The 12,464-nt window shown below is 56.9% G+C and carries 11 protein-coding genes, 1 pseudogene and 1 riboswitch; of the genes and pseudogenes, 2 read left to right on the top strand and 10 right to left on the bottom strand.

The genetic code is table 11. The annotated features are described in order from the left end of the window. Nucleotides 1-72: 72 nt before the first annotated feature. A protein-coding gene (locus OEU85_RS02815; RefSeq protein WP_262689381.1) for an IS5 family transposase occupies nt 73-848 on the top strand; the annotation gives its coding sequence in 2 pieces (ribosomal slippage) (nt 73-388 and nt 388-848; 777 coding nt in all). Here OEU85_RS02815 and OEU85_RS02810 read toward each other — a convergent pair. From OEU85_RS02810 to OEU85_RS02775, 8 genes are all read right to left on the bottom strand, one after another. Further along, the gene (locus tag OEU85_RS02810; protein ID WP_262689919.1) at nt 845-1,972 is read right to left on the bottom strand and encodes an MBL fold metallo-hydrolase; all 1,128 of its coding nucleotides are present in this window, start codon (nt 1,970-1,972) and stop codon (nt 845-847) included. The genes OEU85_RS02815 and OEU85_RS02810 overlap by 4 nt on opposite strands. Nucleotides 1,973-2,133: 161 nt before the next feature. Beyond that, complete coding sequence (locus OEU85_RS02805; protein WP_262689918.1) at nt 2,134-4,224, bottom strand: M13 family metallopeptidase; 2,091 nt, start codon at nt 4,222-4,224, stop codon at nt 2,134-2,136. Nucleotides 4,225-4,404: 180 nt separating this feature from the next. Next, nucleotides 4,405-5,232 carry a mechanosensitive ion channel family protein gene (locus OEU85_RS02800; RefSeq protein ID WP_262689917.1) on the bottom strand — a complete coding sequence of 276 codons (828 nt, stop codon included), beginning with the start codon at nt 5,230-5,232 and terminating at the stop codon, nt 4,405-4,407. A gap of 85 nt (nt 5,233-5,317) precedes the next feature. Next, nucleotides 5,318-5,929: a trimeric intracellular cation channel family protein gene (locus OEU85_RS02795; protein WP_262689916.1), complete on the bottom strand. Its 612-nt coding sequence runs from the start codon at nt 5,927-5,929 to the stop codon at nt 5,318-5,320. Between the two features lie 24 nt (nt 5,930-5,953). Beyond that, a complete protein-coding gene (locus OEU85_RS02790; RefSeq protein WP_262689915.1) occupies nt 5,954-7,399 on the bottom strand; it encodes a cobyric acid synthase in 1,446 nt (481 codons plus the stop codon). Beyond that, nucleotides 7,396-8,193 (bottom strand): ABC transporter ATP-binding protein, encoded by a 798-nt coding sequence (locus OEU85_RS02785; protein WP_262689914.1) that lies wholly within the window; start codon nt 8,191-8,193, stop codon nt 7,396-7,398. The genes OEU85_RS02790 and OEU85_RS02785 overlap by 4 nt, the downstream gene beginning before the upstream one ends. Further along, nucleotides 8,190-9,197 carry a FecCD family ABC transporter permease gene (locus OEU85_RS02780; RefSeq protein ID WP_262689913.1) on the bottom strand — a complete coding sequence of 336 codons (1,008 nt, stop codon included), beginning with the start codon at nt 9,195-9,197 and terminating at the stop codon, nt 8,190-8,192. The genes OEU85_RS02785 and OEU85_RS02780 overlap by 4 nt, the downstream gene beginning before the upstream one ends. Next, the gene (locus OEU85_RS02775; RefSeq protein ID WP_262689912.1) at nt 9,194-10,033 is read right to left on the bottom strand and encodes an ABC transporter substrate-binding protein; all 840 of its coding nucleotides are present in this window, start codon (nt 10,031-10,033) and stop codon (nt 9,194-9,196) included. Before OEU85_RS02775 ends, OEU85_RS02780 begins: the two co-directional genes overlap by 4 nt. Nucleotides 10,034-10,200: 167 nt before the next feature. After that, nucleotides 10,201-10,417: riboswitch (cobalamin riboswitch) on the bottom strand. A 153-nt stretch (nt 10,418-10,570) separates the two neighbouring features. Between OEU85_RS02775 and OEU85_RS02770 the strand changes: the two genes are divergently transcribed. Next, nucleotides 10,571-11,335, top strand: coding sequence for an outer membrane protein OmpK (locus OEU85_RS02770; RefSeq protein WP_262689911.1), 765 nt, complete (start codon nt 10,571-10,573; stop codon nt 11,333-11,335). Nucleotides 11,336-11,440: 105 nt separating this feature from the next. Here the strand turns inward: OEU85_RS02770 and OEU85_RS18595 are convergent. Continuing rightward, a pseudogene (locus tag OEU85_RS18595) lies at nt 11,441-11,554 on the bottom strand (homocysteine S-methyltransferase family protein); the annotation flags it as partial. A 9-nt stretch (nt 11,555-11,563) separates the two neighbouring features. Next, complete coding sequence (locus OEU85_RS02765) at nt 11,564-12,454, bottom strand: alpha/beta fold hydrolase (protein WP_262689910.1); 891 nt, start codon at nt 12,452-12,454, stop codon at nt 11,564-11,566. Nucleotides 12,455-12,464 lie beyond the last annotated feature (10 nt).

Here is a 12,464-nt window from a genome sequence, read left to right as displayed (position 1 = left end):
AAACTCATAAAAGGGATTCCCAAACAGGCGAAGATATGATTCAACGCTTCTCAAATCATTGAGGAGGTTTTGATGCGCCGCCGCCGGTATGAACTGACAGATTATGAATGGTCGATCATAGAGCCTTTGCTGCCGAACAAGCCGCGCGGGGTGCCTAGGGTGGATGACCGCCGGGTGATCAACGGCATCTTGTGGCGCTTTCGGGCGGGAACGCCGTGGGCAGACATTCCCGAAAGATATGGTCCCTACACCACCTGCTACAACCGGTTTGTCCGCTGGCGCAAGGCCGGGGTGTGGGACCGACTGTTCGAGGCGGTGAGCAAAGCCCATGACGGTGACATCATTATGATCGACAGCAGCTGTGTCCGTGTGCATCAACAAGGGGCCACGGCAAAAAGGGGGATCAGGACGATGGCTGCATGGGCCGTTCCCGGGGTGGACTGACCACCAAAATCCACGCCCTCGTCGATGCGGATGGTCTGCCGATCAGGCTTTCGCTGACTGCTGGACAGACCCACGACAGCAAACCGGCCCTTGATCTGATTGAGGACATCAAGGAGGAAGCGATCTTGCTCGCTGACAAAGCCTATGATACCGACGCGCTTCGTGCCTTCACCACAGCGCGCAGAGCTTGGGCCAATATTCCGCCAAAAGCCAACCGCAAGCAGTCCTTTACCTTCAGTAAATGGCTGTACCGACACCGTAATCTCGTCGAGCGTTTCTTCAATAAGCTCAAGCACTATCGGGGCATTGCAACGCGCTATGACAAAAACCCGGAGAATTTCCTCGCCGCTGTAAAACTGGCTTCAGTCTGTATCTGGTTGAAAAATTATGAGTCTACGACCTAGTCGCCTTCGCGCCTGGCCGGGAGGCTTTTTTCTGCCCCGACATATGTGGCGCCCTGAACTTTCCCGGCACCGTTCAGGTCAAACGTCAGATACCCCTGGCCTTCAAGCCGCCCCGGAAAATGAAAATGCGTGGGCGACAGCGGCACAATGCGGCCAGAATATTCCCCGCCTTCATACACCAGCAAAGTGTCGCCTTTCAGGACGATCTCCAGCTTCACGCCATCTTCATAGGTATAACTGCCGCTGTAACCCGCGATACCGGGCAATACACTGTCGTCAACAGGCATAAATTCGGTGGAGACAGACCGCTCGACAAACCGGCGGTATGAACCCTCCGGCAACGGGTCAGCAGGCGTTTCCTGGCGGAAACGCAGGGCGATTTCGCGCAGGCCGTCGTCATCCAGCAGGCTGTCGCCTTCCACACCGGCCGACACAAGTTGCCCCAGCCTCTTCATCCAATCCCCAAACGCCTCACGGTATCTGATGAGCGCTTCGCGGTCGGTGATCATGCCGTGTCCGGGCACGATAATCGTATCCTTGTCGGTGATCCCCAACGCGGTATCAATCATATCGATCTGCCCCGCGGCACCCCCGCCATAAAATGTAGGATGCCAATTGGTCATGAACGCATCACCGGTAAAAAGCACGTTTTGCTCCGGCAGGTAGATCAGCAGGTCACTTGCGGTGTGTGATTTTACGGGGTGAACCTCGAGCTGAAGTCCGGCGTCCGTGAGGGTGGAAAGCAGTTCCAGTCCCCTGTTGTCATTGTCTGGGCTCGGTGCATATTGCACCACCGTGGCGCCGACCTCCTCAAACATCTTGTTGCCGCCCGTATGGTCCATATGTCCATGGGTGTTAATGACATGCGTAACGGTCTTTGGGGATATCTCCGCAATCGCTGACTTCAGTTCTTGCGATGCCCTTTCCATCATGGCATCGACGACCAGAAGTCCGCCATCATATTTGAGCACGCCCACATTGGACCCTTGTCCCAGGCCGGGGTACAGCACATAGAAATCATCGCTAACCTGCTTTGGAACGATATGGTCTTCTGTCTGCGCGTGGCTGGGCATAGACGCCGCCATCAAAACGGCAACTGCCACCGCCTGAGATAATTTTCCCACGGTTATTTCTCCCCCTCCTCATAATGACCTCATGGTTGTACCTGACGGACCCGCGCGGCCCCTACCAGCCCGTTTCGACCAACCGAGGCCCCTGTGCGGCAAAACGGGCAAGAAAAAGGGCCGGAAAACCCGGCCCTTCATCACTTGGTCTGTGGCAAAACTTACCAGATGTGCACACGCTCCTCGGGTGGCAGGTAAAGTGCATCACCCGGCTTCACATCAAAAGCCTCGTACCATTCGTCCATGTTGCGCACGATACCGTTCACCCGGAACTCAGCAGGCGAATGCGGATCGGACTTGAGACGGCTGATCAGCTCTTCCTCGCGGTATTTGCGTTTCCAGACCTGCGCCCACGCCATGAAGAAACGCTGGTCGCCGGTCAGGCCGTCAATCACCGGCGCTTCCTTACCGCCCAGCGACAGCTTGTAAGCGTGGTAAGCCATGGCAAGGCCACCGAGGTCACCAATATTTTCACCCATGGTGAAGGTGCCATCTACGTGATGGCCCGGCACCGCTTCATACCCATTGTACTGGTCACCCAGGGCCTTTGTGCGGGTCTCGAACGCTTCGCGGTCTGCGTCCGTCCACCAGTTGCGCTGGATACCGTCAGCATCAGACTTGGAGCCCTGATCATCAAAGCCGTGGCCCATTTCATGGCCAATAACCGCACCGATGCCGCCATAGTTGACAGCAGGATCGGCCGCGAGGTCGAAAAACGGTGGCTGCAGGATGGCGGCCGGGAAGACGATCTCGTTGAATTGCGGGTTGTAGTAGGCATTGATGGTTTGAGGGGTCATGAACCACTCGTCCTTGTCCGTCTGGCGGGTCAGGCGATCGATCGTGTCCTCATAGTTATAGTCGTTGATGCTTTTGGCGTTGGCGAACAGGTCACCTTCCTTGATCTTGATCGCGGAAAGGTCTTTCCACTTGTTCGGATAACCAATTTTCGGATTGAACGACGCAAGCTTCTTGTGCGCTTCGACCTTGGTTTCTTCGCTCATCCATTCAAGGCTGTCGATACGCTGGCCAAGCGCCGCACGCAGGTTAGCAACCAGCTTGACCATTTCTTCCTTCGCCTCAGGCGGGAAATGACGTTTCACATAAACCTGACCGATAGCCTCACCAAGCGCGTCCAGCGCACTAACACGAGCCACACCACGCTTCCAGCGATCCTGCTGTTCAGGCTGGCCACGCAGGGTCTTGCCGTAGAAGTTGAAGTTTGCCTGTTCAATGTCCTCAGACAGCACGGCGGCGTGGTTGGAGATGGTATGGTAGGTCAGATACGCCTTCCAGTCAGCAACCGGAATTTCATTCACCAGCGTAATCGCGTCCTTGAGCGGCTCAGGCCCGGAAACATTAAACTTCTCCACACCTTCAACACCACCGGCGCTGAAATAGGCCTCCCAGTCAAAGCCCGTGTAGTTTGCCTTCAACTCATCCATGGTGGTTGGGTTGAAATTCTTGTCGCGGTCACGACGCTCGGCGCGTGGCCACTGCTTTTCAGCCAGGTTGGTTTCAAGCGCCAGAATGGCTTCCGCCTTTGCCGCCGCGTCTTCCACACCCGCAAAGCCCAGCATCTCGGCGATGTGCGCTTTGTATGCCTCGCGGATCGCGCTAAAGCGCTCATTATCCTCAAGGTAATAATCGCGGTCTGGCAGGCCCATGCCGCCAAGGCCGATGTTCAGGATGTAACGATCCGGGTTTTCGCGGTCGATACCAAGCCCGCCGGTGACGGGCGACGCGCTGCCGTCCAGCCCTTCACGGCCGAAGGCTTTCGTCAGGTCATCGACATTCTCAATGCCGGCAATCGCGTCAAGCGTCGGGCGCAGCGGATCGATACCCCTGGCATTAACGGCCGCAACGTCCATATAGCTTGCGTAATAATCGCCGATCTTCTGCTCGACGGAGCCTTGCGGGTAATCACCGCCCGACACCTCGTCAATGATCGTTTTTACACGGTCGCGGGACCGTTCAGACAATACAGTAAAGGCACCATAGTTGGTGCGGTCGGCAGGCAGCTCGAACGTATCAAGCCAGTGACCGTTCATATATTCAAAGAAGTTGTCGCCCGGCTTTACGTCGGTCTTCTGGGCGGTTAGGTCCACACCCCAGGCGCCAAGTTCAGGCGCTGCCGCTTCTGCGGTCATTTCGGTTTTTTTGGCATCTGCATTTTGATCAGACGCATTGTCGCCACAGGCCGCAAGCAGCAGCGCTGTCACCGCGACAGATGATTTGAGAAGTGACTTAAGCATGTATCCCCCTCCAGGATTGTTGTTGTCTTTTTCCCTGCGGCACCAGCCATGCGCGCAGGATGCGGGCGTCATAAGACAGCGCCTTGTCGCGCGGGTCAATATGAAGATGCATATGCAATAAAAAACGAGGGCAAATGCCCTCGTCCCTTATCAGTCGAAACTCATTTACGGGAAAAGGCTTTATTCGTCGCCGCGATAAATTGTCCTGCATGGAAACGGGATGGAAATATCGTTCGCGTCGAACTGTTCCTTGATCGTTTTCAGGAGATGCCAGTTCAGCGCCCAATAGTCGCCCGCGTTACACCAGACCCGCACCACAATATCGACGGAGCTGTCGCCAAGGCCTTTAACTGCCACCAGAGGTTCCGGCTCGGTAAAACAGCGTTCGTCTTCGCTCAGCACTTTTTTGATGATGTCCAACGCCTTGTCGATATTGTCGCTGTAGCTGATGCCGTACAGCTGATCAAGCCGACGCGTATCATGATAATTGAAGTTGCGAATGGCGCTGCCCCATACCGAATTATTCGGGATGGTGATACGCACATTATCGGGCGTGTCCATCTTGGTCATGAATAGCGAGATCGCCTTCACGGTCCCTGACTGGCCGCCAACTTCCACGAACTGGCCAATCCGAAATGGACGGAAGATAAGCAGCATCACACCAGCCGCCAGGTTCGAAAGCGTGCCCTGCAGTGCAAGGCCGATGGCTAGACCTGCGGCACCAAGAACTGCAACGAGGCTTGTCGTCTCAACACCGAACTGACCAAGAAGGGTAATGCCGGTGAATACAAAAACAGCATATTTCCCAATGCTTGAAAGGAAGTTCGCAACTGTCGTGTCGATCTTTTCGCTGCGCGCGAACAGCTTGTCCAGCCGGCGCTCCACAAAACCGGCAAGCCAGAGCCCGACCAGGAGAACCGCAAACGCGCCCAGCAGCGTCAGGCCGATCTCAATTCCATAAGCAACGATCACATCCATTGATGGCGCGTCTTCCGAGAAAAAATCCATAGTCAAATCATCCTTAATTGCCCCCTCGAGATACGGGCATTATGCAGCCATGCACCTGATGTGGAAACAGGCAATATGGCGAATGTTAGTGCAATGCTTCCGGCAGGGTCCAGCCTTTGAGGATACCCCCGGCACGCGCGAGAAAGGCTGCTCCCATCGCAAGCCAAAGCGCCATGGGCCCCGGCACATCGAAGTGGATCAAGAGGCAGAACGAACCAGCACCAAGGAATGTCGCCGTCGCATATATCTCGCCCTTTTTCATTACGAGCGGAATTTCATTGCAGATGATATCACGGATAATACCGCCCGCCGCGCCCGTTACCACGCCCATCATGGTGGCGATCAGCATGCTGCCGGTCACATCCAGTGCTTTCTCTGCCCCCACCACACAAAACAGTGCAAGGCCGATGGCATCAGCCCATGTCAGCCATGTAAGGCGCTTGCCCGCCAGATGCCGCGAGAAAAAGAAGGTAAGGCCAGCCGCCGCAAAAGCGATATAGATCGGCGTGGTGCCCTCGACCCAGAAAACAGGCTGGTCAAGCACGAGGTCGCGCAAGGTACCGCCACCGATGGCGGGCATTAGCGACAACGCCATAATGCCGAACAGATCCATGCCGCTTCTGACGGCAGCAAGCGCACCTGAAATAGCAAAGACAAAGATGCCAACAGCATCAAAAATTAGCAGAAGGTTTTCCATGGGACTGCCTCGGTTGCTGCACCATTAAATGCTTGCCGCATAGACGGCATCAAGATCAAGGTGCTTTTCCAGTGCATTGGCCAGCGCGTCAAGCGCTTCGTCAACCTGCAGGCTAAATTCTGCATCGCTACCGACGGCTCCCATGTGCTCGAGAAAGGCTCTCCGGAACGCACCGCTGGTGAAAAGACCGTGTACATATGTGCCCATGACCCGGCCATTGGGTGACTGCACACCAACAACCTTGCCGTCAACGGTCATGAAGGGCCGGGCCTTCCCATCGGTACGGCCCGCGTGAATTTCATAACCCTTAAGCTGATGCCCCAGCGCTTCGGCCGTTACGTTCTTCACAGCTTTGCGTGGCCAAAGGGCGGTTTCGACATTCAGGAGATGGAGCCCGTCTTCCTCGCCGCCCTTGCCTTCAGTGCAATCAGGATCGCTGACCCTCGCACCCAGCATCTGATATCCGCCGCACAGGCCCAGCACATAGCCGCCAGCGCGCACATGGGCATGAATGTCATGATGCCAGCCCTCAGCCTTGAGGAAGCGCAGGTCGGCGATTGTCGCCTTGCTGCCCGGCAGGACGATGAGGTCTGCGTCACGCGGCAAGGGCTTGCCTGGCGGCACCACAATCAATTCAACGTCGTCCTCCACCGCCAGGGGGTCGAGGTCGTCAAAATTGGCGATGCGCGGCAACAGCGGCATCACAACACGCAGTTTGCATGCCTTTGCGGCTTTCTCGCGCTCAAGCACCACCGCATCTTCCGCCGGTAGATTACGCACCTCCCGCAGAAACGGCACGACACCGAAGACCGGCCAGCCGGTTTCCCGCGTGATGGCGTCAATCCCACCACCGAACAGCCGCACATCGCCGCGGAACTGGTTGATGATCACGCCCTTGATCAACGCCCGTTCTTCAGTAGGCAACAAATGGTATGTCCCCGCGACCGCCGCGATAACACCGCCCCGGTTAATGTCACCCACCAGCGCCACAGGTGTATTGGTCGGCAGGGCAAAGCCCATATTGGCGATGTCTGTCGCGCGCAGATTCACCTCCGCCGGGCTGCCCGCGCCTTCCACAAGCACAAGGTCGGCGTCTGCCCTCAACAGATCAAAACTGTCCGTCACCTTGCAAAGAAGCTCCTGTTTGTGCTGCTGGTACACATGCGCCTCGGCGCGGCCATATGGCTGACCGTGCACGATAATCTGGGCGCCAGTGTCACTTTCGGGCTTCAGGAGAACCGGATTCATATGCACACTGGGCTGCACACGCGCCGCACACGCCTGAAGCCATTGCGCACGGCCGATTTCCCCGCCATCTTCCGCGACAGCTGCGTTGTTGGACATGTTCTGCGGCTTGAACGGCAGGACACGCAAACCCCGGTTCACAAACGCCCGCGCAAGCCCCGCGACGAGCACAGACTTGCCCACGTCAGACCCGGTACCCTGCAGCATGAGCGCCCTTGCCGTCATGAAAGCGCCTTGACCCGGTGGGGTGCTAGGAATTGCTCACCATCCTCGTCCCAGCGGGAAACCTTGACTTCAAACGCCGCCTCAAGGTTGGCGTCGGTCAACACCTCATCGGGCGTACCGCTTGCCAGCACGGCACCGCCGGTTAACAGCACAAGCCTGTCGCAATAGCGCAGCGCAAAACTGAGATCATGCATCACAATCAAAACCCCCACGCCTGCCGCCGCGACCTTGCGCATGATCTCCATCACCTGAAGCTGGTGCAAGGGGTCAAGCGACGCCGTTGGCTCATCCGCCAGCAAGTAGGGTGCACCTACAGCCATGGCGCGCGCCAGCAACACGCGGGACCGTTCCCCACCTGACAAGGTGGTGACAATGCGGTCGCGCATGGACCAGCAATCCGTGACCTGCATCACGTCCTGGATGATCTGTTGGTCAGCGTCACCAAGCTCCTGCCATGGGTTGAGATGCGGCGTGCGGCCAAGGCCCACAATACGTTCCACCGTCAGCGGCCAGTGCACGGGCGCGCCCTGCGGCACATACGCCAGCCGCTTCGCGCGTTCCTTGGGGCCTAACCCCTTGATGTTATTGCCGTCAATGCTGATGATGCCTTGGTTTGCCTGCACAATATCCAGAATGGCCTTCAGCGCGGTGCTTTTACCAGCGCCGTTAGGGCCGATAAGCCCCACGACCTCGCCAGGCTTCAAATCAAACGAGACCTTGCGCAGAATATCGTTACCGCCAAGCAACACGCTCAGGCTTTTGACCGACAGGCCGTCGTTCACCGGATCGCTCATCGCATGCTCTCCCGCGTTTTGAAGACAATCAGAAGGAACACCGGTGCACCGATGATCGCCATCACCACGCCAAGTCTAAGCTGGCCATGCCCGACGGGCAACCGGGTCAGGATATCCGCAAAAACCATCACCGCGGCCCCGCACAACGCGCTGGGCAGCAAAATTCGCCGTGGTTCGAAGCCGACAAAGGCACGTACGATATGTGGCACCACAAGCCCGACAAATCCAACCGCACCACAAATGGAAACGGTGGCCCCAACGGAAAATGCGGTCCCAAGGATCACCCGCCAGCGCAGGTTTTTAAGATCCACCCCAAGCGTACTGGCAGCTTCCTCGCCCAGACTGAGCGCATTTAGCCCCTGCCCCACGCCGATCATCAGCAGCCAGCCCAACACAATAAACGGCCCGGCCAGCATCAGGTCATCAAAGGTGCGGTTTTCAAGCGAGCCCAGCATCCACATGACCATTTCCTGCACGGTTATGGCGTTGGGGGTGAAGTTCATCACCAGCGACATCGCCGCCGTTGCAAGGCTTGAAATGCCAATACCCGCAAGGATAAGCGTCAGCACACTGGCATCACGCGACGCCAGCACCATCAAAATGATGGTGGCGACAAGCGCGCCAAGCATGGCCGTGATCGGCAGTGCAAGCGGCGCGATGGCAGTGAGGCCCATATAGATGGCGATCACTGCCCCAAGGCTGGCAGTTGCAGACACACCAATCACGCCCGGGTCGGCAAGCGGGTTGCGCAGCAGCCCCTGAAGCGCCGCCCCTGTGTAGCCGAGCGACGCCCCAGCCATGATCGCAAGGATGATACGCGGCAGCCTTAGCTCCCGCACGATAATGCTTTGGGCCGTATCACCGGGGCCAAACATACCGTCAATCACCTGCGCGGTGCTGAGGTCAACCTGACCAAACTTCGCGGACAATAGCGCCGCAACCAGAATGAGCCCCAGCAAACCGACATTGAGCGCCCATGGGTGCTTGTAAAACCCTGTCATCATCGTGCCCTCTCCGCGTCGTGGAAAAGGCCTAGTTTTTCCGCCTCGGCGCGGATAAATTCCGCCGCGTCGACAAAAAAGGCCCCGCTGCAGGACAAATATCTACTTGGCACCATAATGGTTGGCAATTCCTTGATCATATTGCGGTAGGCGCCGTGTCGGCCACCGCTCCAGTGTGAAATATGCACGGTGCCTTCGTTAAAAAAACTGCCAATGACAACGCCGGGCGGGTCCATCACCATCTTCTCAAGCGGCAGCGGTACCCAACCATGCACATCGGCTGCCGTGGCAACCGTGTCAAAACCGGCAAGCTGGATAATATCATCCACAAAAGTGCCTTGCCCTGCTGTAAAACCGCTCGGCGTCATATAGACCGCCTTCAGTTTGCTGGCAGGCTGCTTTTTAAGCGCTTCCCACCGTGTGTGATAGTCATCAACCATCGCTCTGGCGTCACTTGCCCCGCCAAGTGCTTCTGCCACCAACACAAGGTTGCGCAGGTTATCTTCCGGCGTCATTGCATAGGGCGGCCGGTAGGTGTGGATATCAAGCCGCTTGGCCATGGCGTCGCCCGCCATGCTGCCACGCCATGTGCGCACAACAAGGTCGGGCTTCCTGAGCAGCACATCCTCAAGCGCGCCTCTGGTCACCGGCAATCCCGCCGCACGCGCGGCAAAGAACGAGTTGATGTCGGCTGCCTCATCCGATACCGCAACAATATTTTCGGGCTTTGCGAATGCCAGCACATATTGATCAGCACAAAAATCCAGCGACATCACGCTGGGTTCATCCGCGTATGCGTTCGGCCCGAAGCCACCGGCTACCACGCCCAAAAAAATCAAAAACCTTCGCCACATCGGCACAAGCAATCCTTCCTCGTCACAGCACCATAAAGTGCCTATCAGGAGATATCGAACTGAAGGTTGACGCAAATGCGCGGCAACCTCCGGTCCGGTACCGGGATTGTCGCCAATACGGGGACCCGTCTCTGCGCGGTTGTCCCGACCGACAGAAAGGCGACAAGGCGGCAGGTTTCCTGGCTTCCGGATCAATCACCGCTGCCTGCTCCTTCCCAAACAGTGCGTTCACACTGTCCAGTGGATATGCAGGCGGGTGTCCCCGGATACAGTTGCGGGCACAGCCACGGCTTTCGCATTCATGCTTACCGTGTTCCCTCTTAGCTTTCGGCTCAGCAGCCGATAAGCACCATCCTTTCCCTCGCTATACTGCATGCCCTCGCGCGCGACAAGGTGAAGTTGGCTCTGCGCGGAGATGCCGCCGCTAACGCTCTATTAACGCGGGTTTGCGACACTGCCGTCTCGGCATCCTCGCTTTTGGCGTACAGGCCGCCTCGTTTTAAAGTAAAGAGAGGATCACATGTGAACCCGGTTAAAGCCCTGATAGCGTCTTCTGCCCTGTGTCTGATGACGAGCGCCCATGCGGCGGCAGACAGCCCACTCAAGTTCATGGAACACAGCGTGAGCCTGCTTACCGGTACAGGCTTTGAGGTGCCGGGCGAGAATATCTCCACCGTGACGCTGGAGCATGCAAGTGTCTGGTCGTGGGGAGATGTCTTTGGCTTTTTTGACTATCTTGACTATCACTCCAACCCTGGTGCCGCGCACAGCTGGTATGGGGAGTTTTCGCCACGCCTGAGCCTGAAAGGGCTTGGGCTCGTTGAACTGCCCAAAGGCGCTTTGGTCAAGGATGTTCTGATCTCCACAACGTGGGAGCGTGGGCGAAACGGGGTTGAGGCGTTGCTTCTCGGCGCGGGGGTTGACCTCAACGTGCCGGGCTTCCGCTTTTTGAAAACCAACCTTTATGCCCGCAAAGACACCGGGCTGGGAGCCGGTTTTGACGACATGCAATTGACGCTTTCATGGTCCCGCCCTTTTGAAGTTGGCGGTGAGACATTTGTGATCGATGGCTTTCTTGACTATGTCGTTGGTTGGGGGCCCCAGGAAACACTTGTGCATTTTGTGCCCCAGATCAAATGGGACCTTGGGCAACACATAGGCAGGCCTGGTAAAGTTTATTTCGGAACCGAAATTGATATCTGGAAGAATCAGTTCGGCATCAAGGATAGCCCCGCATTCAACACAGACCAGATTGCCATCAATGCTATCCTGAAGGTGCATTTTTAAAAAAATGGCCGATGGCATGGTGCCACCGGCCGACATGAGACCGGGGAACTGGTCTCACAAGGGTGCTCTATTCGTGGGAACGAAACGATAGTCTACACGCCGTTATTATGTCTTCCCGAGGGCAAGTGGGGCGCAAACCCTGGGAATTTTTTCAACATGCCGATGGTCGGTGCCGCAGCACCCACCCAGCACATTGATATGCGGAAGTCGCATGCATAACTCCCCACATCAACCATTGGTTTTTGCGCGTACAAACGCATGAATTTGTGCGGCAACAAAGGCCGGGTCTTCCCACTGTGGGCTGTGCCCTGCCCCTGCAATATTCAGAACATCAGGCTGCGCCGCTATACGAACCAGAAACTCTCGTTCCGCCTGAGAAGCCAAACCGTCGTTGCTGCCCCACATAAAAAGGATTGGCGCCTTGACGCTTTTTAGCGTGGGAGCAAAATCCTTATCGATAAACGCGCCCATCATTGAAACCCACACCCGGGCCGGCGCCTTCAGGCTTTCAGAAACAATGACATCCATCACAGCACTTGACATGGGACGCACCACGGTACTTTCCTGAAAGGCCCGCACGAATTCCGGATCAACCGGATCATCAAGGACTGAGACCGCCTCTCGCCAAAATTCTTCAATGTCGGCTTTCCCCACAAGGGTGGCGAAGGTGCCGATCAACACAAGCCCATCAACGCGGTCGGCATAGGCCGCGCCCATTACGCTGGCCACAAGCGACCCCATGGAATGTCCCACAACTGACGCATGCGCGATCTCAAGTATATCCATCAGGGCGATGACATCGGCGGCTTGCTGCGCCAATGTATAACCGCCGACAGGTTTTGACGATCCGCCAAACCCCCGCAGCGAAACCGCAACGGCGTGAACGTCATCCGGCAGGAAGGCCAGTACCTCTTGATAGGAACGCCATGAATCCGGGTACCCGTGAATAAAGATCGTTGCAGGCGCGGCGCGCGATCCTTGTTCAAAATATTCAAGTGTCACCCCCGACGGCAGGCTGGCGTATTTGACCTGATCCGACGCCTGGGCCACGGCAGGAACCCAAAGGAGCAACAGCAGGCCCAACAATCGAGGATAATTTTTATGGAGCATATTTTTCATGATCGGCCCT

The sequence above is a fragment of the Kordiimonas aestuarii genome (assembly GCF_025574465.1).
Taxonomy (GTDB): domain Bacteria; phylum Pseudomonadota; class Alphaproteobacteria; order Sphingomonadales; family Kordiimonadaceae; genus Kordiimonas; species Kordiimonas aestuarii.
Note: the sequence above shows the minus strand (reverse complement) of the source record. Positions and strands in the feature narration are given on the sequence as shown.